This is a genomic window from Mycobacterium colombiense (assembly GCF_003284975.1).
Lineage (GTDB): Bacteria > Actinomycetota > Actinomycetes > Mycobacteriales > Mycobacteriaceae > Mycobacterium > Mycobacterium europaeum_A.
Genome location: NZ_QMEU01000013.1, coordinates 37,502 through 60,632, shown reverse-complemented (window position 1 = coordinate 60,632; position 23,131 = coordinate 37,502). Strand labels below are relative to the sequence as shown.

General features: G+C 69.2%; 14 protein-coding genes and 2 pseudogenes. 8 read left to right on the top strand and 8 right to left on the bottom strand.

Features of this window, described 5'->3' with window-relative positions; translation table 11 throughout:
- Window positions 1–2: 2 nt before the first annotated feature.
- Genes recC through recD form a run of 3 tightly spaced genes read left to right on the top strand, consistent with a single transcriptional unit; the run spans window position 3 to window position 8,311 of the window.
- Complete coding sequence (recC, locus tag DQP58_RS07245; RefSeq protein ID WP_112707779.1) at window positions 3–3,299, top strand: exodeoxyribonuclease V subunit gamma; 3,297 nt, start codon at window positions 3–5, stop codon at window positions 3,297–3,299.
- Window positions 3,300–6,602: an exodeoxyribonuclease V subunit beta gene (gene recB / locus DQP58_RS07240; RefSeq protein WP_112707778.1), complete on the top strand. Its 3,303-nt coding sequence runs from the start codon at window positions 3,300–3,302 to the stop codon at window positions 6,600–6,602.
- An 11-nt stretch (window positions 6,603–6,613) separates the two neighbouring features.
- The gene (gene recD / locus DQP58_RS07235; RefSeq protein WP_112707802.1) at window positions 6,614–8,311 is read left to right on the top strand and encodes an exodeoxyribonuclease V subunit alpha; all 1,698 of its coding nucleotides are present in this window, start codon (window positions 6,614–6,616) and stop codon (window positions 8,309–8,311) included.
- 41 nt (window positions 8,312–8,352) lie between these two features.
- On the opposite strand, the pseudogene DQP58_RS27570 reads toward recD, so the two are convergent.
- Window positions 8,353–8,592 (bottom strand): annotated as a pseudogene (locus DQP58_RS27570) (phospholipase effector Tle1 domain-containing protein); the annotation flags it as partial.
- On the opposite strand from DQP58_RS27570, the gene DQP58_RS07225 reads away from it, so the two are divergent.
- Window positions 8,591–9,322, top strand: a complete 732-nt coding sequence (locus tag DQP58_RS07225) for a TVP38/TMEM64 family protein (RefSeq protein WP_112707777.1) — start codon at window positions 8,591–8,593, stop codon at window positions 9,320–9,322. The pseudogene DQP58_RS27570 and the gene DQP58_RS07225 sit on opposite strands and share 2 nt — an antisense overlap.
- A gap of 65 nt (window positions 9,323–9,387) precedes the next feature.
- Window positions 9,388–10,635, top strand: coding sequence for an HNH endonuclease signature motif containing protein (locus DQP58_RS07220; protein WP_112707776.1), 1,248 nt, complete (start codon window positions 9,388–9,390; stop codon window positions 10,633–10,635).
- Between the two features lie 102 nt (window positions 10,636–10,737).
- Here DQP58_RS07220 and DQP58_RS07215 read toward each other — a convergent pair whose 3' ends face one another.
- Window positions 10,738–11,685, bottom strand: coding sequence for a class I SAM-dependent methyltransferase (locus DQP58_RS07215; protein WP_112707775.1), 948 nt, complete (start codon window positions 11,683–11,685; stop codon window positions 10,738–10,740).
- A 2-nt stretch (window positions 11,686–11,687) separates the two neighbouring features.
- Entirely contained in the window at window positions 11,688–12,638 is a 951-nt protein-coding gene (locus tag DQP58_RS07210) for a class I SAM-dependent methyltransferase (RefSeq protein WP_112707774.1), read from the bottom strand.
- Window positions 12,639–12,807: 169 nt separating this feature from the next.
- Between DQP58_RS07210 and DQP58_RS07205 the strand changes: the two genes are divergently transcribed.
- Window positions 12,808–15,183, top strand: coding sequence for a lysylphosphatidylglycerol synthase transmembrane domain-containing protein (locus DQP58_RS07205; RefSeq protein ID WP_112707773.1), 2,376 nt, complete (start codon window positions 12,808–12,810; stop codon window positions 15,181–15,183).
- Between the two features lie 4 nt (window positions 15,184–15,187).
- Here the strand turns inward: DQP58_RS07205 and DQP58_RS07200 are convergent, their stop codons facing one another.
- A complete protein-coding gene (locus tag DQP58_RS07200) occupies window positions 15,188–17,821 on the bottom strand; it encodes a GH92 family glycosyl hydrolase (RefSeq protein WP_112707772.1) in 2,634 nt (877 codons plus the stop codon).
- A gap of 200 nt (window positions 17,822–18,021) precedes the next feature.
- Between DQP58_RS07200 and DQP58_RS07195 the strand changes: the two genes are divergently transcribed.
- On the top strand, window positions 18,022–18,699 hold the full coding sequence (locus DQP58_RS07195; protein WP_112707771.1) for an LpqN/LpqT family lipoprotein: 678 nt from the start codon (window positions 18,022–18,024) through the stop codon (window positions 18,697–18,699).
- Between the two features lie 40 nt (window positions 18,700–18,739).
- Window positions 18,740–19,225, top strand: coding sequence for a hypothetical protein (locus tag DQP58_RS07190; RefSeq protein ID WP_112707770.1), 486 nt, complete (start codon window positions 18,740–18,742; stop codon window positions 19,223–19,225).
- 12 nt (window positions 19,226–19,237) lie between these two features.
- Here the strand turns inward: DQP58_RS07190 and DQP58_RS07185 are convergent, their stop codons facing one another.
- The 4 genes and pseudogenes from DQP58_RS07185 to galT all read right to left on the bottom strand — a co-directional run bounded on the left by DQP58_RS07185 (window position 19,238) and on the right by galT (window position 23,051).
- A complete protein-coding gene (locus DQP58_RS07185; RefSeq protein ID WP_112707769.1) occupies window positions 19,238–19,924 on the bottom strand; it encodes a PAS and ANTAR domain-containing protein in 687 nt (228 codons plus the stop codon).
- 184 nt (window positions 19,925–20,108) lie between these two features.
- Window positions 20,109–20,855: a Mut7-C ubiquitin/RNAse domain-containing protein gene (locus DQP58_RS07180; RefSeq protein ID WP_205869364.1), complete on the bottom strand. Its 747-nt coding sequence runs from the start codon at window positions 20,853–20,855 to the stop codon at window positions 20,109–20,111.
- Window positions 20,856–20,860: 5 nt separating this feature from the next.
- Window positions 20,861–21,936: pseudogene (locus DQP58_RS07175) on the bottom strand (galactokinase).
- Window positions 21,933–23,051 (bottom strand): galactose-1-phosphate uridylyltransferase, encoded by a 1,119-nt coding sequence (gene galT / locus DQP58_RS07170; protein ID WP_112707767.1) that lies wholly within the window; start codon window positions 23,049–23,051, stop codon window positions 21,933–21,935. Before galT ends, DQP58_RS07175 begins: the two are co-directional and overlap by 4 nt.
- Window positions 23,052–23,131 lie beyond the last annotated feature (80 nt).

The window sequence follows — 23,131 nt, the reverse complement described above, 5'->3', positions numbered from 1 at the left end:
CAATGCCGCTTCATCTGCACCGTGCCGAGCGCACCGATCTCCTGGCCGACGGCCTCGGCGCCCTGCTGGCCAACCCGTTGCCCGACCCGTTCGCCACCGAACTGGTCGTGGTGCCCGCGCGCGGCGTGGAGCGTTGGCTCAGCCAGCGGCTGTCCCATGTGCTCGGGGCGCGCGGCGGCGACGGGGTGTGCGCCGGGGTGGCGTTTCGCAGCCCTGCCTCGTTGATCGCCGAGATCACCGGCACCGCCGACGACGATCCGTGGTCTCCGGACGCCATGGTGTGGCCCCTGCTGGAGGTCATCGACTGCTCGCTGGACGAACCGTGGTGCCGCACGCTGGCATCCCATGTCGGTCATTTCCACACCGGCGCGGAGGCCGAGCTGCGCCGGGGCAGGCGATACGAGGTCGCGCGCCGGCTGGCCGGGCTGTTCGACTCCTACGCCCGGCAGCGCCCGCAGCTGCTCGTCGACTGGGGCAACGGGGACATCGGCGATCTCGACGAGGACCTGCGCTGGCAGCCGCAGCTGTGGCGGGCGCTGGTCGCGCGGGTCGCCACCGACCCGCCGCACGTCCGTCACGCCGAGACCATCGCGCGGCTGAAGGCGGCGCCCAGCGCGCTGCCGCCGCGGCTGTCGCTGTTCGGGCATACCCGATTGACCCGCACCGACGTCGAGCTGTTGGAGGCGGTGGCGGCCCACCACGAGCTGCATCTGTGGCTACCGCACCCCAGTGACGAGCTGTGGCGCGCGCTGGCCGGCGCGCACGGCGCGATTCCCCGGCGCGACGACGTCAGCCATCGCGCGGTGTCCCATCCGCTGCTCGCGACGCTGGGACGAGACCTGCGTGAACTGCAACGCAGCCTGCCGGCGGACGCGCGGACCGACGATTACCTACCCGGCGACGTCCGCCCGGAGACACTGCTCGGCTGGCTGCAGAGCGACATCGCCGCCAATGCCGTTCGCCCACTTGGGCGCACGCTGGCCGCCGAGGACCGGTCGGTGCAGATCCACAACTGCCACGGCCCGGCCCGCCAGGTCGACGTGCTGCGCGAGGTGCTGCTCGGACTGTTGCAGGACGACCCGACGCTCGAGCCGCGCGACATCCTGGTGATGTGCCCGGACATCGAGACCTACGCGCCGCTGATCGTGGCCGACTTCGGCCTGGGCGACGTGGTGCACGGCGCGCATCCGGCCCACCAGCTGCGCGTGCGGCTGGCGGACCGCTCGCCGATCCAGACCAATCCGCTGCTGGGGGTGGCCGCGCAGCTGCTGGCGCTGGCGGCCGGCCGGGTGACGGCCAGCGAGGTGCTCAACCTGGCGCAGGCCCCGCCCGTGCGTGCGCGGTTCGGGTTCACCGACGACGATCTGGAGGCCATCACCCGCTGGGTCCGGCAGGCCAACATCCGGTGGGGATTGGATCAGCAGCATCGCCGGCCCTATCACGTCGACTTCGTACACAACACATGGCGTTTCGGCATCGACCGGATCCTGGCCGGCGTCGCGATGTCGGACGATTCGAACGCGTGGATCGACGCGACGCTGCCACTCGACGACGTCAGCAGCAATCGCGTCCAATTGGCCGGCCAGTTCGCCGAATTCGTCGCGCGGCTCCAGTATGTCCTGGACTCACTCACCGGCGCCCGGCCGCTGAGCGGATGGCTGGCCACGCTGACCGACGGCGCCACGATGCTGACCCGGGTCAGCGATGCGGACGCCTGGCAGACCGGTCAGATGCAACGCGAGTTCGCCCAGATCGCCGCGCACGCCGGATCCCGCGCCGCCACCCCGCTGCGGCTGGCCGACGTTCGCGCGCTGCTGACCCGGCGCCTCTCCGGTCGCCCGACACGGGCCAACTTCCGCACCGGCACCCTCACGGTGTGCACCATGGTGCCGATGCGCTCGGTGCCACACCGGGTGGTGTGCCTGGTGGGCCTCGACGATGGGCTGTTCCCGCGGCTCGGCATCGTCGACGGTGACGACGCGCTGGCCCGCTGCCCGATGACCGGCGAACGCGACATCCGTTCCGAGGACCGGCAATTGCTGCTCGACGCGATCGGCGCGGCCACCGAGAAACTGGTCATCACCTACACCGGCGCCAACGAGTACTCGGGGCAGCCGCGTCCCCCGGCGGTGCCGCTGGCCGAACTGCTCGACACCCTCGACGTGACCACGCCGGCCAAGGTGCGCGACCGCATCGTCGTCGAACATCCGTTGCAGCCCTTCGACATTCGCAATGTGATCCCCGGCGGCCTGGTCCCCGACGTGCCGTTCAGTTTCGACCCCACGGTGCTGCGCGCGGCCCGCGCGACCACCGGCGACCATGGTGAACGACCGAAATTCATCTCGGCGCCGCTGCCGCCCCCGCCGCCCGGCGACGTCATCCTCGCCGACCTGGTCGGCTTCTTCAAAGACCCGGTGAAGGGCTTCTTCCGCGCACTGGAATTCACGCTGCCCTACGACGTCGACGGCGTACAGGACGCGATCCCGGTCGACGTCGACGGCCTCGAGGAGTGGACGGTCGGCGACCGGATGCTGGGCGACATCCTGCGCGGCATGACTCCCGACGACGCGCGGCAAGCCGAGTGGCGGCGCGGCACGCTGCCGCCGGGTCAGCTGGGCTGGCGCAAGGTCACCGAGATTCGCGACCAGGCCGCCCTGCTGGCGCGCGAGGCGATGCGTCACATGGAGAGTCACCGCCCGGCGGCCGCCTACGACGTCGACGTCGACCTCGGCGGCGGGCGGCGCCTCACCGGCACGGTGTCACCGGTGTACGACGACCGGTTGGTGTCGGTGACGTATTCCCGGCTGGACGGCAAGCATCTGCTCGAATCGTGGATCCCGTTGCTGGCGTTGGTCGCTCATGATCCCCGCCGGAATTGGTCGGCGGTGTGCATCGGCCGCATGCGCCGGGGGACCACCACCCGGGTGGAGGGCCTGGGCCGGCCGCGCGAGGGTGAGGACGCCACCGAGATACTGCGCGAGCTGGTGGCGATCTACGACGCCGGGCGGCGTGAACCGATTCCGTTGCCCATCAAGACGTCCTACGCCTGGGCGGCCGCCCGGCACGGCGGCGAGGACCCGGTGACCGAGGCCCGTTACCGGTGGAGATCCAGTGACCGCTTCCCGGGTGAGGACCAGGCCCCGGCGCACGTGCGGGCGTGGGGAAAGGGAGCCCCGCTCGATGAGCTGATGCAACCCGTGCGGCCGGGCGAGGAGTGCGACGGCGAAGACAACCGGCTCGGCGCCTACGCCGCCCGGGTCTGGTTGCCGATGCTGCGCGCCGAGCGGAGCCCGGTGTAGATGGAACGCTTTGACCTGTTGGGTCCGCTGCCGGCCGAGCGGTCCACCACGGTGCTGGAGGCCAGCGCGGGAACCGGCAAGACTTTCGCGCTGGCTTCGCTGGTGACCCGGTATGTCGCCGAGGGCGTGGCGGCGCTCGACCAGATGCTGCTCATCACCTTCGGCCGGGCCGCCAGCCAGGAGCTGCGCGAACGCGTCCGCTGTCAAATGGTCGACGCGGTACGCGCTTTCGGCGATCCGTCCACCGTCGGCGACAATCAGGTGGTGGCGCACCTGCTCGACGGCACCGACGAGCAGCGCGCGGCGCGCCGTCAGCGTCTCCGTGACGCGCTGGCCGGTTTCGACGCGGCGACGATCGCCACCACCCACCAGTTCTGCCAGCTGGTGTTGCGCTCGCTCGGCGTCGCCGGCGACACCGCGGCGAGCGTGACGCTGCTCGACAGCCTCGATGACCTGGTGATCGAGATCGTCGACGATCTGTACCTGGCCCACTTCGGCCAGGAGCGCGACGATCCGGTGCTGGACTACCGCGAGGCGCTGCGGCTGGCCCGCGAGGTGGTGAAGAACCCGTCGACGCAGCTGCGGCCGCGCGACCCGGATCCGGACTCGCGGGCCGCCGTCGGCCTCAGGTTCGCCAATGACGTTCTGGCCGAACTGGAAACGCGCAAGCGGCGGCTGGGCGTGCTCGGTTATGACGACCTGCTGATCCGGCTGGCCGAGGCGCTGGCCACCGAGGGCTCCCCCGCCCGGCTGCGCATGCATCAACGCTGGCCGATCGTCATGGTCGACGAGTTCCAGGACACCGACCCGGTGCAGTGGCAGGTGATCGACCGGGCGTTCAGCGGGCGCTCCACCGTGATCCTCATCGGCGACCCGAAGCAGGCGATCTACGCGTTTCGCGGCGGTGACATCGTCACGTATCTGCGGGCGGCCGAGACGGCGGGTGAGCGCAAGACGCTGGACACAAACTGGCGCAGCGACTCCGCGTTGCTGCAGCGGCTGCAGGTGGTGCTGCGCGGCGCGCAGCTCGGCGACCCCGCGATCGTGGTGAACGACGTCGACGCGTATCACCGCGGCCATCGGCTCGCCGGTGCGCCGCACAACGAGCCGTTCCGGCTGCGCGTAGTGGCGCGAAAGACGTTGGGCCGCCGCGGTGTTGCGAACCTGCCGATCGACCAGGTGCGCGAGCACATCGGCGCCGACCTCGCGTCGGACATCCGCGCGCTGCTGGCCAGCGGTGCCACGTTCGCCGGCAGACCGCTGCAGGCCAGGGATATCGCCGTGATCGTGGAGAAGCACCGAGACGCGCACGCCTGCTTCACCGCGCTCTGCGATGCGGGTGTTCCCGCGGTCTACACCGGCAACTCCGATGTGTTCACCTCCGAGGCGGCCGAGGACTGGCTGTGCCTGCTGGAGGCCTTCGATCAACCACACCGGCCAGGCATGGTGCGCGCGGCCGCGGCGACGATGTTCTTCGGCGAGACGGCCGAGTCGCTGGCGGCCGGCGGTGACGCGCTCACGGATCGGATCGCGAAAACCTTGCGGGAGTGGGCCGGTCACGCCCGCGAACGCGGCGTCGCGGCCATCTTCGAGGCCGCCCAATTGCTGGGCATGGGCAACCGCGTGCTCGCCTGGCAGGGCGGCGAGCGGCACATGACCGACCTGGCCCATGTCACCCAGCTGCTGCAGGATGTCGCGCACCGCGAGCACTACAGCCTGCCCGCGCTGCGCGATTGGCTGCGCCGACAACGTGATGAGCGCAGCGGCGCACCGGAACGCAATCGCCGGCTCGACAGCGACGCCGCCGCCGTCCAGATCATGACCGTCTTCGTCAGCAAGGGCCTGCAGTACCCGATCGTGTACCTGCCGTTCGCATTCCATCGCAACACCCAGGACAGCGACGTGGTGCTGTTCCACGACGAGGACGGCACGCGTTGCCTGCACGTCGGGGGCAAGGACAGCCCCGACTTCAAAGCCGTCGAGCGGCTGGGCCGCAAAGAGGACGCCAGCGACGACAGCCGCCTGACCTACGTCGCGCTCACCAGGGCGCAGTCCCAGGTGGTGGCGTGGTGGTCGCCGGCGTACTACGAGCCCAACGGCGGCCTGTCGCGGCTGCTGCGTGGCCGGCGGCCCGGGGAGCCGGTAGTGCCGGACCGGTGCGAACCCGCGAAGGTCTCCGACGACGACGCCCTGGCCCGGCTGCGCGAGTGGGAGGCGGCCGGCGGGCCGGTGATCGAGGAGTCGCTGGTGGCGGCGGCCCCGACGCTGCCCGCCGAGCCGGTGCCGGCGCGCCTGGAGAATCGCCACTTCCACCGTGGCATCGACACCGGCTGGCGGCGCACCTCGTATTCCGGTCTGATCCGGGCGGCGCAAACCAGCGGGGTGAGCAGCGAACCCGAAATCGGTGAACTCGACGACGAAGTCGGCGACATCCCGTTGGTGTCCGCGGTGTCCGGGCCGGACGTGCCATCGCCGATGGCCGAGCTTCCCGCGGGCGCCACGTTCGGCACCCTGGTGCACGCCGTGCTCGAGACGGCCGATCCCTTCGCCGCGGATCTGGCCGCCGAGCTGGAGGCGCAGATCCGGACGCACTCGACGTGGTGGCCGGTTGCCGTTGCCCCCGAGGAGCTGGCCGCGGCGATGGTGCCGATGCATGACACACCGCTGGGGGCGTTGACGGGCGGGATCACGCTGCGCCAGATCGGGTTGTCAGACCGGTTGCGCGAGCTGGACTTTGAGCTGCCGCTGGCTGGCGGCGACCGTCGTTCGACGGCTACCCAGGTCCGGCTGGCGGATCTGGCGCCGCTGCTGCGCGAGCACCTGCCGCACGACGACGTGCTGGCATCGTATGCCGACCGGCTGGCCGAACCCGGCCTGGGCGATCAGTCGCTGCGTGGATACCTCACCGGTTCCATCGACGCCGTGCTCCGCGTTCCGGACGGCACCGGGCACCGGTTCGTGGTGGTGGATTACAAGACGAACCGGCTCGGGGAACCGGAGCGGCCGCTGACCGCCGCCGACTACGACCGGCCGCGGATGGCCGAGGCCATGTTGCATTCGGACTATCCGCTGCAAGCGTTACTGTATTGCGCTGTGCTGCACCGGTTTTTGCGGTGGCGGTTGGCGGATTACGACCCGAGCCGGCATCTCGGCGGCGTCCTGTATCTGTTCCTGCGGGGCATGTGTGGTGCCGACACGCCGGTGCTCGACGGCCATCCGGCGGGGGTCTTCGATTGGCAGCCGCCCTGGCCGTTGGTTGCGGCGCTGTCGGACCTCCTCGACGCGCGGGGGGTGGCCGCGTGACGGTCGAAGCCATGTTCGCGACCGGGCTGCTGCGCACGTTCGCCGATGCCTGCGTTTTCGAGCCCGCCGATATCCATGTCGCGCAACGGCTTACGGCGCTCACCGGCGAGCCAGACGAGCGGGTGGCGCTCGCGGTCGCCCTGGTGGTGCGCGCGCTGCGAGGCGGGTCGGTGTGCGTCGATCTGCGCGCAGTGCCCGCGCAGGTGAGTGCGCCCGACCTGCCCTGGCCGGAGGTCGACGACTGGATGGCGGCGGTGCGGGACAGCGCAATGCTGCAGACGCCGCCAGTGCTAAGGCTGCTCGGGGACCTGCTTTACTTCGACAGGTACTGGCTCGAGGAAGAGCAAGTATGCACCGACCTGCTGGCGCTTTCGGTGGCGCCCGCGAGCGTCGAATCAGCCACCTACGACAGGCTTTTCCCGTCCGGGTACGACGAGCAGCGGGCCGCCGCCGAGATCGCTGTGTCACAGGCACTGACCGTGTTGACCGGCGGGCCCGGGACCGGCAAGACCACCACGATCGCCCGCCTGCTCGCCCTGCTGGTCGAACAGGCCGAGCGTGCCGGCCGGCCGCGCCCCCGGATCGCGCTGGCCGCACCGACCGGCAAGGCGGCGGCCCGGCTGGCCGAAGCGGTGGCCGCGGGAATCGAGGAGCTGCCCGCGGGGGACAGGGCGCGGCTGACGGGTCTTCCGGGAACCACGCTGCATCGGCTGCTTGGTCCCCGGCCGGATACGTCGGTGCGGTTCAAGCACAATCGCGGCAATCGGCTGCCACACGACGTCATTGTGGTCGACGAAACGTCGATGGTGTCGTTGACCATGATGGCCCGGCTGGTCGAAGCCGTCCGGCCCGACACCCGGCTGATCCTGGTCGGCGACCCCGACCAGTTGGCCTCGGTGGAAGCGGGCGCGGTGCTGGCCGACCTGGTGGACGGGTTGGCCGGTCGCGACGATATCCGGGTGGCCGCCCTGCGCACCCCGCACCGGTACGGCACGTCGATCGGCGCCCTGGCCGAGGCAATCCGGGTCGGTGACGCGGACCGTGTCCTGGAGTTATTGACGGCCGGCGGTGAACACGTCGAGTGGGTGGACTCCGAGCGCCCGGCCGACCGGTTGCGTGAGGTGTTGGTTGCGCACGCGTTGCGGCTGCGCTCCGCCGCGCTGCTGGGCGCGGTGCCACAGGCCTTGGCCACGCTGGACGAACACCGCTTGCTGTGTGCGCACCGCGAGGGGCCCTACGGTGCGACGCACTGGAATACCGAGGTGCAGAAGTGGATTGGCGAAGCGACCGGACAGCCGGCGTGGTCCCAGTGGTATGCCGGGCGTCCCCTGCTGGTGACGGCGAACGACTACGGGCTGCGCCTGTACAACGGCGATACGGGCGTGACGGTGGCCGGCGCGGACGGACTGCGGGCGATCATCGCCGGCGCGACCGGGCCGCTGGATTTCGCGACCAGCCGCCTCGGCGAGGTGGAGACCATGCACGCCATGACCATCCACAAGAGCCAGGGCAGCCAGGCCGACGAGGTAACGGTGCTGATACCGCCGGAGGATTCGCGACTGCTGACGCGCGAACTGTTCTACACCGCGGTGACACGCGCGAAGACCAAGGTGCGGGTGGTGGGACCCGAGGCGTCGGTCCGCGCGGCGATCGAACGCCGGGCGCTGCGGGCCACCGGGTTGCGGCAGCGGCTGCGGTCGGTCAGGTAGGTGCGGGGGCGGCCTGGCCGGCGCTTTGGGAGCGTGCCCGCCAACGCGCGCGCCGTGTCCGCGCCGCGGCTGAAGCCGAAGATGTACACCGCGTCGCCCGGGCGCCAGTGCCCATCACGTATCGGTATGCCTGTGCGACATTGTCTTTCAGGCCCGCCCCGAACGCCTTCTCGATCAGCAGCGCGAACCAGCGACGTTCCCCGGGGGCCCCGCACCGCGCCGTGTTGGAAATAGCCGGATAGGGTGGGCGGCCAGCGGTGCGGAAGAATCGCGGTCGACATGGACGACGACGACGCTCCCGCACCGGCACCGCGGCCTGGCTCGCGGCGTGCCCACATCGCGCGGCTCGCCGTGTTCGCCGCGTTTCTGGCCGTGGTCTTCTATCTGGTGGCCGTGGCGCGGGTGATCAACATCGACGAGATCCGGGGCGTGGTGTCGGCCACCGGGCCGGCGGCGCCGCTGACCTACGTGGCGGTCTCGGCGGTGGTCGGCGCGTTGTTCGTTCCCGGCTCGATACTGGCCGCGGGCAGTGGGTTGCTGTTCGGTCCGCTGCTGGGTGTCTTCGTGACGCTGGGCGCGACGGTGGGCACCGCGATCGTCGCGAGTTTCGTCGGTCGCCGCGCCAGCCGCGACAGCGCGCGCGCACTGCTAGGCAGCGCCCGGGCCGATCGCATGGACGCCCTGATCGGGCGCGGCGGGTTGTGGGCGGTCGTCGGCCAGCGCTTTGTCCCCGGGATCTCCGATGCGCTCGCCTCCTATGCGTTCGGGGCTTTCGGAGTTCCGGTGTGGCAGATGGGTGTTGGCGCCTTCATCGGTTCGGCGCCACGGGCATTCGCCTACACCGCGCTGGGCGCGTCGATCGGGAATCGGTCGTCGCCGCTGGCCTACGCAGCGATTGCGGTGTGGTGCGTGAGCGCGATCGTCGGCGCGTTCGCCGCGCATCGCGGCTACCGCAAATGGCGTGGGCACGCGGGCGACGAGCGAGAGCGAAACCCGGCGTCCGATTCCTAGGGCCGCTGGCGAACGTCCGTCGCGGGCGGCCCGGACTTGTCGGTGGTGGCTGCGATGATGACGTCATGTCCCCGACCGCGACTGCAGCCAGCGTCGAAGCGTCCCCGAAGGAACGTCTCGAGGAGCTCTTCGACGAACTGGCGGAGTTGACCGGTCAGCGCAACGCGATTGATGGGCGCGTCGTGGAGATCGTGGCCGAGATCGACCGCGACGAGTTGTGCGGGATGACCGGGGCGCGGTCGGTGCCGGCGTTGGTGGCCTGGAAGACGGGCTGCTCGCCGGCAAACGCCCACACGATCGCCACCATCGCGAGCCGGCTGGAGGACTTCCCCCGCTGCGCGGCGGGCATGCGAGAAGGCCGGCTGTCGCTGGACCAGGTCGGGGTGATCGCGGCGCGGGCCGGCGAGGGCTCTGATGAGCATTACGCCGAGCTCGCCGCGGTGGCCACGGTGAACCAGTTGCGTACCGCGATCAAGCTCGAACCGCGTCCCGACCCCGAGCCCCGGCCGGAGTGGCGGGGGCCGCTGGCCTCGATCACTAAGACCTCCGACGAGCAGGGCAGCTGCTACCGGATCACCCTTCCGCACCCCGATGCGGCGACGTTCGACGCGGCGGTGGCGTCGCATCGTGAGGCGCTGATCGCTGAGTGGAAACGCGACGGCGCGGGCACATCGGATCAGCGGCCGCCGGTGCCGGGCACGGTCGAGGCGTTTATGCGCCTGGTCGAGGCCGGCTGGGATGTCGAGGCGGCGCGGCGCCCGCACGGGCAGCACACCACCGTGGTGGTGCATGTCGATGTCGAGCAGCGCGCTGCGGCACTGCATTTGGGTCCGTTGCTCTCCGATGCCGACCGCCGATACCTGACCTGTGATGCCACGTGTGAAGTGTGGTTCGAACGCCACGGCGAGGTCATCGGTGCCGGGCGGGCCACGCGGGTGATCAACCGGCGGCTGCGCCGCGCCCTGGAATATCGCGACCGCACCTGTGTGGTCCCGGGTTGTGGTGCCACCCGCGGCCTGCACGCCCACCACATCCGGCACTGGGAAGACGGCGGCCCCACCGAACTAGCCAACCTGGTGCTGGTCTGTCCCTACCATCACCGGTCACACCATCGGGGTGTCATCACCCTCTGCGGGCCCGCACACGCACTCGTGGTCCGCGACGACGAAGGCCGAGTACTGAGCCCGGGATCGCTGGCGCGCCCACCCACGGGGCCCCCACCTGCGGTGGCGCCGTGTCCGGGACCGATCGGCGAACGCGCCGACTGGTGGTGGTACACACCCTTCCAACCCCACCCACCACCAAACAACTAGGGACGACGGGTCCTTACCGGCAACGCATCGGTGCTCTAAAACGTTGGGGCGCAGAGGTATTCGTTCGCGCCCGGACCGCCTACCCCGCCGTGGACAGCGGCGCTAGCTCGCCGCGCGCTGCGCCGCGACGAACAGATTGCCTGGCACGTAGTCGCGAACCTCCTCGGGCGCCGCACGCCCATAGCCGGCCATCAATTCGTCGGCCGGGGTGACCGTCACCTCCCAGCCGTGGCGGCCGAACCATTCGCCGACGTCCTCGCGCTCCTCGAAATACCAGAGTTCGTCGGTGCGGGGTATCTCACGATCCGGATCCACGCCGGCCATCAGCCCGCGGATCCGATCCATCCGCTCGCGGCGCTTGGCGCGGGCTTGCGGGTCGAGGAACTTCGGACCCAGCGCCTCCACGGCCACCCGGCTGCCCGGCGCGGTCAACCCCTGGATGCGCTCGAACAGCAGATCTTGGGCGGCCGCCGGCAGATACGGCATCAATCCTTCGGCCGACCAGATGCTGGGCGCGTCGGCGTCAAATCCCGCCTGCCGCAACGCTGTCGGCCAATCCTGGCGCAAATCCACCGGCACCGCGACGCGATTGCAGGCGGGCTGCGCCCCGTGTTCGGCCAACGTGGCCGCCTTGAAGTTCAGCACCTTGGTCTGGTCGAGCTCGTAGACCGTCGTGCCCGCAGGCCACGCCAACCGCCAGGACCGCGCGTCCAGGCCGGCCGCCAGGATCACCGCCTGCCTTATGCCGGCGCCGGTGGCTTCGAGGAAGAACTTGTCGAAAAACGCTGTGCGCGAGGCCATGTAGCCGACCATCGACTGCATCTGCAGCGGCAACGTCGGCTCGGCCTCGATGATCTCGGTTGGCAACTGCGCCGCGGAATGCCAGTTCCACACGCCGTCCCCGGCGGCGTCCAGGAAAATCTGCGCGAATGGGTCCGTGATCAAAGGGTTTTCGTTACGGGTCTCCGCCGCGCGGGCCGAGGCCACCCCCAGCGCGGTCGCCCCCACGCTTTCGGTGATCTCCCAGCTGTCGTTGTCGGTCCTGGGCACAGTCACTTTCCTCTCGTCCGATGCGCAGACACGAACAGCGTCTGCGGTGTGGCGTCGTCGATGTCTTGTGGTGGCCTGCGGTCGTACCCGGCCATCAGCTCGGGGGCCGGGGTGACCGTCACGTCCCAGCCGTGCCGACCCAACCAGTCGGCCACGTCTTCACGTTCCTCGAAGTACCACAGATCTTGCACGTCGGGAATGTCGCGGTCGGGTTCCAGTTCGGCCATCAGGTCGCGCACCCGCTGCATGGTCTGGCGCTGCCTGTCGCGGGCGCCCTCGTCGAGGAAGTCGGGGCCGGGCGCCTCCACGGCGATCCGGCTGCCGTGCGTGCCGAGTGCTTGTACCCGCTCGAACAACAACTCCTGGGCGGTCGCCGGCAGAAAGGGCAACAGCCCCTCGGCGGACCACACGCTGGGCGCGTGCGCGTCAAATCCCGCGCCCTGCAAGGCGGACGGCCAGTCGTGGCGCAGGTCGACGGGAACGCTGATCAGCTCGCAGGTCGGCTCGGCACCCTTGTTGCGCAGCGTCGCGGCCTTGAACTCCAGCACCCGCGGCTGGTCCAACTCGTACACCGTGGTGCCGTCTGGCCAGGGCAACCGCCACCCCCGCGAGTCCAGCCCCGCCGCCAGGATCACCGCCTGCCGCACGCCCGCGGCGGTCGCGTCGAGGAAGAACTTGTCGAAGAACGCCGTCCGCGCGGCCATGTAGTCGACCATCCCCTGCATCCGCGGCTTGAGGTCCGGATCGATCTCCGCGACCTGGGCGGGCAGGTTGGGGGCCGCGAACCAGTCCCACACGCCCGCTCCGGCGGCCTGCAGGAACACCCGCGCGAACGGATCGCTGATCAGCGGGTTCTCGCTCTCGGTCTCCGCGGCCCGGGCCGCCGCCACGCCCAGCGCCGTCGCGCCCACGCTCTCGGTGATCTCCCAGCTGTCGTCGTCCGTCCTGGCCACGCCGCACCCGCCCCCAATTCGCTAGCACGCCTACCTACCCGACCCTACGCGCGCCGGATGAGTGGAAGCTGTCAACGAACCCGGTATTGAGTTAACTTGTCGGCGGGCCACTGCGCGGGCCGAAAGCAAGGCTCAGCGGTGCCGAGCGAAGCCGAAGGATCCTTCATAGATGCGAGTTGACGGGCGCGACATCATCGTTTCCGGCAACCTGCTGCAGCCGTTGACCCGGCGGACCAACGACATTCTGCGGCTGATCCTGGCGTTGCTCTTCCTGGCGCTGGTGATCACGGGTTCGTTGATCACCCGCCCGCAGTGGATCGCGCTGGAGAAATCCGTGTCGCAGATCGTCGGCGTCTTGTCACCGACCCAATCCGACGTGGTGTACCTGATCTACGGATTGGCGATCGTGGCGCTGCCGTTCATGATCCTCATCGGTCTGATCGTCGCCGGGCAGTGGAAACTGCTGGGCGCCTACGCCACCGCGGGGCTGAGCGCGATCGTGCTGCTGTCGATCAGCGGCACCGGCCTCGCCGCGCCGCGGTGGCACTTCGACGCCCTCGACCGGCTCACCACGCTGCCGGCGCAGTTGCTCGATGACCCGCGCTGGATCGGGATGCTGGCGGCGGTGCTGACGGTTTCGGGCCCCTGGCTGCCGGCGCGCTGGCGGCACTGGTGGTGGGCGCTGCTGCTGGCCTTCGTTCCCATCCATCTGGTGATCAGCGCCATCGTCCCGGCGCGCTCGTTGGTGGGCCTGGCGGTCGGCTGGGTGGTGGGCGCACTGGTGGTGCTCGTGGTCGGCACGCCCGCGCTCGAGGTGCCGTTGGACGCCGCCGTGCGCGCCCTGGCCAAAGCGGGGTTCGCGGTCTCGCGGCTCACCGTGGTCCGGCCGGCCGGGCGGGGCCCGCTGATCCTTTCGGCCGATGGCGAACATCTCGGTGACACAGCGCTGATCGAGTTGTACGGCCCGCACCAGCGCAGCGGCGGGGCGCTGCGCCAGCTCTGGGGGAAGTTGAAGTTGCGCGACGCCGAAACCGCGCCCCTGGTGACCTCCATGCGCCGCGCCGTCGAACACCGCGCGCTGATGGCGATCGCCATCGGCAACGCGGGCCTGGCCAACACGGCGACGGTCGCGGTCGCGCCGCTGGACCGGGGCTGGATGCTGTACTCACACCGGCCCCCTCTGGGCACCCCCAGCGACGAATGCGCGATGACGACTCCCGTTGCCCGGCTGTGGGAATCGCTGAAAGTCCTTAACGACCGCCAGATCGCCCACGGTGACCTGCGCAGCCACCACATCACCGTGGAGGACGACACCGTGATGTTCGGTGGGTTCGGCAGCGCCGAATACGGGGCCACCGAGGCCCAACTGCAGTCCGACATCGCGCAGCTACTGGTGACGACGTCCGCGCTGTACGAGCCGAAGTCCGCGGTGCACGCGGCTATCGAGGTGTTCGGCAAGGACACCATCCTGTCCGCATCGCGCCGACTCACGAAAGTCGCTGTGCCGCGGTTCATTCGGCGGTCCGTACCGGACTCCGGCACCGTCATCTCCGGCGCGCGGGCCGAGGTCAAGCGCCAAACCGGTGCCGATCAGATCAAGCCCCAGACCATCACCAGGTTCACCCGCAGCCAGATCGTGCAGCTGGTGCTCTTCGGCGCGCTGGTCTATGTGGCGTACCCCTTCATCAGCACGGCGCCGACGTTCTTCTCCCAACTGCGGACGGCGAACTGGTCGTGGGCGCTGCTCGGGCTGCTGGTGTCGGCGCTGACGTATGTCGGCGCGGCCGCCGCGTTGTGGGCCTGCGCCGACGGCATGGTGAACTTTTGGACTTTGTCAATCGCTCAGGTGGCCAACACCTTTGCCGCAACCACCACCCCGGCGGGCGTCGGCGGCCTGGCGCTGAGCACGCGGTTCCTGCAGAAGAGCGGGTTGTCGGCGATGCGGGCCACCGCGGCGGTGGCGCTGCAGCAATCGGTACAGGTGATCGCCCACCTCGCGCTGCTGGTGCTGTTCAGCGCCGCCGCCGGGGCCTCGATGAACCTGCGGCATTTCGTGCCGAGCGCGACGCTGCTGTACCTGATCGGCGGGATCGCGCTGGGCATCGTCGGTGCGTTCCTGTTCGTGCCCACGCTGCGCAAGTGGCTGGCGACCGAGGTGCGCCCGAAGCTGAACGAGGTGGTGACCGATCTGGTCAAGCTGGCCCGCGAACCGCGGCGGCTGGCCCTGATTCTGCTGGGTTGTGCGGGCACCACCCTCGGCGCGGCGCTGGCGCTGTGGGCCAGCATCGAAGCCTTCGGCGGCGGAACGACTTTCGTCGCCGTCACGGTGGTCACCATGGTCGGCGGCACGCTGGCCTCCGCCGCCCCCACGCCCGGCGGTGTGGGGGCGGTCGAGGCGGCGCTGATCGGTGGCCTGGCCGCGTTCGGGGTTCCGGCGGCCGTCGGCGTGCCCTCGGTCCTGCTGTACCGGGTGTTGACGTGCTGGCTGCCGGTGTTCGTCGGCTGGCCGGTGATGCGGTGGCTGACCAAAAACGAGATGGTCTGAGGACCTAATTCTCGGATTCGGCCTGTGCGACCACCAAAATCGTTGAGGTGCGCACGCTTCGGCCGACGGTGGTGGTCAAGTACGCCAGGTAGAAGTCCTCGGGCACCGACGGCGCGACCGTGATGGAAACGGTGACGCTGGCCGACCCGTCGGCGCGGAATTGACCCGATGCCGGCCGCACGCCGATCCCGACATCGGAGGAGGTGCCCGCGACGGCGTAACCGTCGGCAGCGTCGGTCATGCGTTGCGCATCAAGGGTGACGGTGCCCGCGCGCCCGGGCGCGATCGTGACGACGGGTTGAGCAACGTTGACGGCCACCGCGGAGCTACCCGCTGCGAACGACGGGGGCGCATCGGGTTGCGCTGTGCCCCAATGCTTGTCGGGATAGGCGGCCAGCGAGTACGCCAGCGTGCCGCCGGTGCGGATGATCGACTCGGGCAGCGACGTGTGGTCGGTGGACTGCCCGTCTACCTTCAGGCCGCTGATGTATTTGAGGTGGTGCGGTCCGGAGGCGCCCGGCGCGAAGATCCGGATGGATTTGTTTTCCGGCAGCGCGATTTCGACACGGTCGAACAGCGGCGCGCCGACGGTGAGGATCGGCGTTCCCGGGGTAGCCGGGTACAGTCCCAGCGCCGCCCACACGTACCAACTGGCCAACGCGCCCAGGTCGTCGTTGCCCGGCTCACCGTCGGCGGTCGGGGCGAACAGCCCGCGCACCCGGTCTACGGTGTGCTGGGTCTTCCATGGTTGACCGATGTAGTTGTACAGCCACGGCACACCGAAACTCGGTTCGTTGCCGGCCCACAGGTAGGGCTGGTTGGGACCGACATTGAGCTTGTCGGTGAAGCGGTCGAGCCGGTCGGCCACGGCGGCGCGGCCGCCGAGCGCGGTCACCAGTCCCGCCACGTTGTGGGGAACCGACCAGACGTACTGTTCAGCATTGCCCTCGTCGTAGCCGACCTGGCCGAAGTTCTCCGGGGCCACCACGAACCCGGGACCGGGGCGGAACAAGCCGGTCCAGCTGCGCGGCAAGACGTATCGCGTGGTGGGGTTGAACAGGTTCTGCCAATACTGCGCCCGGTTGGCGAATTCGGCGGCGGTCGCGGCGTCACCCAGCGAGTCGGCGAATCGGGAGATCGCGAAGTCGTCGATCGACCACTCGAGGGTGATCGACGCGTCGGCGATCCAGCCGTTGCGGCCGAACTCCAACGTGAACGGCGCATAGCCGAACCGCAGGTAGGTGCCAACGCCGCGACGCTCGACGTAACCGGCCAGGCCTACACCGCCTTTGGTCGCCCCGTCCACCATGTAGCGCAACGCCTTTTCGGTGTCGAAGTCCTTGGCGCCGAACACATTCCAATTCACGATCAGCGGGGTCACGCTGTCGCCGCTCATCTCTCCGGTCGCGGCGTTGGCGAACGCCCAGCGCGGCAGGGCCCCGCTCTGCTCGGCATCGTTCACCAACGACTGGGCCATGTCACTGGCCCGCTCCGGAAACAGCAACGCCTGCAGCGCCGCCAGACAGCGGTAGGTGTCCCAGTCGGAGAAGTTGGCGTACTGCGTGTGGCCGGCGGCGACGGTGTGGATGGAACCGTCGAACCCGACGTAGCGACCGTCGGCGTCATTGAACATGTTGGGGTGCAACAGGGATCGATACAGGGAGGTGTAGAAGGTGGTCAGGTCGTCGACGTTGCGGCCGGCCACCGAGACGCGAGACAGCGCGGCGTTCCAGTCGCGGGACGCGGCGTTGCGAACGTCGTCGAAGCCCGCCGCGCCCTCGGCCGCCAGGTTCGCCCGCGCTCCTTCGATCCCGACGTAGGAGATCGCGGTGCGCACCTCGAGCGTCGAGCCGGCCGGGAATTCGACATAGCCGCCGGCATACGGCGCGTTCGCACTGCGGGCGCCGGTGTAAACGGCACTGCCATCCCAAGATCCGTACGAGGTGAAGGGCTGGCTGAACTTCATCGCGAAGTACACCGTGTAGGCGTTTGGCTTATCGCAGAACCCGCCGCTGGTGGCCCACCCGGTGATCGTGGTGTTGTCCTCCCCGATCTGGATGGTCGCGCGCGAGTTGCCCGCCAGCGACGAGCCCGAGCGCACCTGCAGCAGCGCGGGCCGGCCGTTGCGCGGATAGCTGAAACGGCCGACGCCCGTATGCGCGGTGGCGGTGAGTTCGGCCTTCACCCCGGTGCCGGGGAACCGCACCGTGTAATAGCCGGGCACGCCCTGCTCGCTGTCGTCGTGAGCGATACCTTCGGTGGCGTTCCAGGGTTGCGGGCTGACCCCGCCGGTGACCGGCAGCATCGAGATGTCGCCGAACGCAGCGCATCCCACCGACGCGTGGGTCATGCTGAAGCCGGTGGCGCGCGGGTTGTCGTAGTTGTAGCCGGCGTAGTTGCCGACGGTGTCCGGCGAGTACTGCACCATCCCGAAGGGCACCGTGGCGCCGGGGAAATTGTTGATCTCCCCGACCGTCTCGCCGCCCGTCCCGGTGCCGATGAGCGTGGCGACGTGGTCGACCGGATTCGCCACGAACACCGGCGGACCGTCGTATCCCCGGGGTGGGGCCGCCGCGATGAAGACCATGAAGACAGCCGACGCCGCGATGACCGCAATGAGGGCCCGCCGCGACCGCATACTGTCTAATACTCCGATAACGAACGGAAAATGCCGTATTCGTGGGGCGTTTCGGCCGGCAAATTGGACAACTATTGGCGCCGCGCCGGGTCGCCGGCAAAAACTCTAAAAGATACCGGCAAACCGGCGAGGTTTTTCGGTAACTGTCATGCCCAGCACGGCTGGCGCTGGTACCGGCCCAATTTCGGGAGATTGGATCGATGAAACATTTGACGCTAGCAACCATTTCCGTGGCGCTCAGTGTGGCGCTCGTCGGTTGCGGCCACGACCACAAATCCGGCGATAAAACGTCGACGTCCACTTCGGCGACGACATCGTCTGCCACGTCGACGTCGTCGCAGACCGGCGCGGCACCCGCGGCGAAGGCCAAATACACCATCGCCGACTACGTCAAGGACAACAACATCGCCGAGACACCCGTGCACCACGGCGACCCCGGCCCGAACGTCGACCTGCCGGTGCCCGCGGGCTGGCAGCTCAACCAGAACTCCGGCACCTCCTATGGCGGCATAGTGCAGAGCCAGCCCGCCAATCCCGCCGATCCGCCGACGGTTTCGGCGCTGTTCTCCAAGCTGAGCGGCAATGTCGATCCCGCGAAGCTCATCCAATTCGCTCCGGGCGAGGTGCAGAATCTGCCCGGATACCAGGGCGGCGGCAACGGCTCGGCGTCCACGCTCGGCGGCTTCCAGGCCTGGCAGGTGGGCGGCACTTACCTGCGGGGCGGCCAGACCCGGGTCATCGCGCAGAAAACGGTGGTGATCCCCAGTCAGGGCGCGGTCTACGTGTTGCAGCTCAACGCTGACGGGCTGGAAAGCGACCAGGGCCCGCTGATGGACGCCACCAACATCATCGACGACCAGACCACCATCACCGGCTGAAAGGCGGGCAGCGGCGCCCGGTTGCCTCTACGGTGAACGCATGACAGAGCAGTCGTATGCGGTGGACGCCGGGCACCCGCCGTCGGCGCTGATGCGTCTGGTCAATCCGGTGATGGGGGTCCTGCTGCGCAGCCCGCTGGCCGGGCTGGCCCGCAACCAGTTCATGGTCCTGAGTTTCACCGGGCGCAAAACGGGACGCGCTTATTCAATTCCGTTGAGCGCCCACGTGATTGACGGCGAGCTGTACGCGCTGACCGGAAATCCGTGGAAGCAGAACTTCCGCGATGGCGGACCGGTCCAGGTCGTTTACGACGGCAAGTCGACGGCGATGCGCGGCGAGCTCATCCGCGATCGGGCCGTCGTCTCCGACCTGTTGGTGCGCTGCGCCGAGTCCTACGGGGTCCAGCGCGCGCAGCGCATGATCGGGTTGAAGTTTCGCGACCAGCGCATCCCGAGCCGCGAAGAGTTCGCCGAGGCGGTCGACCGGCTGCATCTGGGTGCGGTGCGGCTGAGTCCGGCGCCATAGCACCGCATCCGCTCAGGTGGTGTCGCCGCTGTCGGGCGCACGCAGGTGGGCGCCCCGCAGGCGCTGGTCGAATCGCGAGCGCGCGGTGATGACCTCTTTGCCCAGCGCCGAGAAGTCTTCGGCGATCCGTTGGGCGAGCAGTCCGAGTTTGGTGTTTCCCGACTGGGACAGCGTTTTGAGCATGTTGAACGCGGCGTCTTCGTCGATGCCGTAGATCAGCATCAGCATGCCTTTGGTCCGCTCGATCACGCCGCGGCGCCCGGCGATTTCGGCGACCTTCGCGCTGATGGATTCCTCGCGGCTGCGCGCGGCCGTCGGCGTGACTTCGATGTAGAAGCCGTGCGTCCCGATGACGTTGCCGTCGTCATCGCAGAATTGGTCGCCCACCACCAAGACGTGGTGGATCATGCCGCCGGTGTCAACGATGCGATGCCGTGTGCTGAATGCCTGACGACGTCTGATCATGTCGTTGATGCCGTCGGTCACCTGAGGACGATCGGCCGGATGCTTGTGCGACAGCACCAGTTCCGTGGTGGGTGTCACGGTGCCGGGTTGGTACCCATGCATGCGCTGGACCTGGTCGGACCACACCCAGCGGTGGCCTTCGAAGTAGAAGCGGAACCAGCCCGCGCTTAGCGGGGTCGCGCCGGCCAGGCCCCGCTCGATCGCTGCGGCTTGGCTGTCTAGATTCCAAGCCACGGCTGACGTTTCGCGTTGTAAGCGGCAGAAATCGGTAGCGATCGCAGGTGGATCGCTACCGCCCGGGCGGGAAACCCGGTACTGCACGTGCAGGAGTTGGATACCCCCATGGGGGTTAGGTTACATTTTCTGACCAGTGGTCATGCCCGGAATCTAAAAATTGCCGGGCGGGTAAGTTTGGCCTTCAGATCCGCCGCCGCAGGCGTTCGACGAGGGCGACCAGCCTGGCGTGGTGCGACCCGGGCCAGTAGATGCGGCCGCATTGCGTGCACCGGCTGAAGTCGTCGTAGTGCTCGCGGGTCAGCGGCTCCAGCTCATCGATCACATCCTCCTTGACGACCGGAGCCAACATGCCGTTGCAGCGCACACACCGGCTCAGCGGCGCCAGCCGTCGCTCCAATTCGAGCCGGCGGATCACGGCGACCGCCTGCTCCTCCGGATCGGCGGGGCGAATAAACAGTCCATGGCTGACGGCGCGGCGCTTCAACAGGCCGCGGTCGCGGGTCAGCAGGATGCGCCGCTGCGCGCCGCTGATCTCGGCCAGGGTCCGGTCATCGGCATCGTTCGACCACCACACGTCGAACCCGAACAGCCGCAGCAACCACGCGAGCCGGCCGAGGTTGACGTCGACGACGAAACGCGGGTCGCGCAACGGCACGGGCCGAAGCCTGCCGGTCGGACCGATGTCGAGCGCCTCGAACACCGGATAGGCGGCGATGCGGTCCCCGCAGACCGGGCGGTAATCGAACCCCCGGGCGGCATCGTTCACCAGGATGAGGTCGACCTCGGTGTGCGGAATTCCCATCGCCTCCAACACATCTTTGACGCTCTGGTGGGGTTTGAAGGGCCGGCGCACGGTGTGCCCCCGCAACGGCGCCGCGACGAAGTCATTGAGTTCGGCGTATGCCCGAACTTCGACGTAGCCGGTCAGCTCGCTCACGCAGGTCCCGCGCCCGCGGCCGCGCGGGTTCGGGTGACGACGGGCTGCTCGAACCCGGCGTCGACCACGGCCCGTTGCACCGCCTCGCCGACCGCGTCCGCGCGCTCGTGCGGCACCAGGGCGATCACACAGCCGCCGAAGCCACCGCCGGTCATCCGCGCCCCCAGCGCGCCCGCGCGCACCGCGGTGTCGGCGATCAGGTCGATGCGTTCGGTGGTGATACCGAAGTCGTCACGCATGGAGGCGTGCGAGGCGGTGAAGATCCGCCCGGCTTCGGGATAGTCCGAATTACGCAGCGCCGCAACGCAATCGATGACCCTTTGGTTTTCGGTCAGCACGTGGCGGGCGCGCCGGGCGTCGACGGGATCGCGCACGGCCGTCAGGTCGACGGGCCCACGATCGGCGACCTCACGCAGCGACGACGCCGACAGGTCGGCCGCCGCCCGCTCGCACTACGCGGCTCGGCGTGGCTGTGGCGCTGCCGGGAGTCGATCAGCAACAGCGCGACACCCGCGGCGGCCGGGTCGAAAATCACCGGCGTGACGGTGAGGTCGGCGAAGTCGATCAGCACCGCCGTCGCCTCGCGGCCGAAGAGTGCGGCCAGCTGATCGAGCAAACCCGTTGGCGCCCTGACATATTCGTTTTCGGCGCGCTGGGCCAGCCGGGCCTGTTCCTTGGCGTCGATGCGGACACCCGCGGCCGTGGTGATCGCGCCCAGCGCCGCGCATTCCAGCGCCGCCGACGACGACAGACCCGAGCCCATGTGCACGTCGCTGGTGATCGACATGGCGCCGCCCGGCACCGGGTGGCGGCCCTGGCGCAGCGCCCAGATCACCCCGGCCACGTAGGCGGCCCAGCCGGCCACCTCACCGGGCACGGTGCCGATCCGAACGCGCACCGGGGCATCGGCGCGGTCACTGACGACGGTGATCGCGTCGTCGTCGGTGGGCCTGAACGTCGCCACGGTGCGCTGCGGTAGCGCGATGGGCAGCGCGAAACCCAGGTTGTAGTCGGTGTGTTCGCCGATCAGGTTGATCCGCCCCGGGGCGGCGTAGCGGATGGGCGTGGTCATTGCGCGACGTCCCGCAACCGCTGGGCCACGCTTTCCGGCGTGACGTCACCGATGAAGGCATCCATCGCCGATTCGGAGGCCGCCAGGTACTTGAGCTTGGTGGCGCTGCGACGGATCGACATCAATTCGACGTGGAAGTAACCCTCGGCCTGGTCGGCGCTGTCGGCGTACTGGTGCAGCGCCGAAATGTAGGGCAGCGGCGCGGAATAAAGCCGGTCGAAGCGCCTGAGCACGTCGAGGTACACGTCGACGAATGCGCAGGATTCGTCCTCGCCGAGTTCGGTCAGGTTGCGCACGAACCGGTTCGGGTAGATGTGCACCTCCACCGGCCAGCGCGCCGCGAACGGGACGAACGCGGTGAACAGCTCGTTGCGCGCGATGACGCGGCTGCCGTCGTCGACCTCGCGGGCCAGCAGGTCGGCGAACAGGTTGCCGCCGTACCGTTCTCGATGCAGACGGGCCTGCTCCAGCATGGCGGCGGTGCGCGGTGTCAGATACGGGTAGCCGTAGATCTGACCGTGCGGGTGGGTCAACGTCACCCCGATCTCCTCGCCGCGGTTCTCGAAACAGAACACCTGCTCGATGCCGGGCCTGGCCATCAGGTCGGCGGTGCGGTGCCGCCACGCCTCGACGACCAGCCGTGCGTGCGCCGGCTCGAGCGCGGCGACGGATCCGGTGTGGTCGGCCGAAAAGCAGATCACTTCGCAGCGGCCGTGCCCGGGCGCGGCCGCAAAGCCGTCGTCGGCGGGCACGGGCGGCGAAACCGGCGACGACGGCAGCGCGCCGGACAGGCTGGGGAATCGGTTCTCGAAGACGACGACGTCGTAGTCGGGCGCGGGCACCTCACTGGTCAGCCCGGTCGGACCCGGGCACAGCGGGCACGCCTCGGGTGGCGGCTTGTAGGTGCGGTCCTGGCGCAGCGCCGCGATGATCACCCACTGCCCGGTGGACCGGTCGAACCGCAGCTGAGACTGCTCGGACGGCTCAGTGGCACGCGCCGGCAGCGGCCGGCGATCTTCGACCGGCGCCGGGTGATGCCCCGGCAGTGCGAAGAACAGCAGCTCACGACCGTCAGCCAGCTGCGCGCGGGTCGGCTCGGTCACGATGTCGAAGATTACTTTGGTCGCCGCGGCGCGGTTCGGGTAACCATGGGGGGTAAGCGCACGAGAGGGGTCATCGGAATAACTGTTCTTTA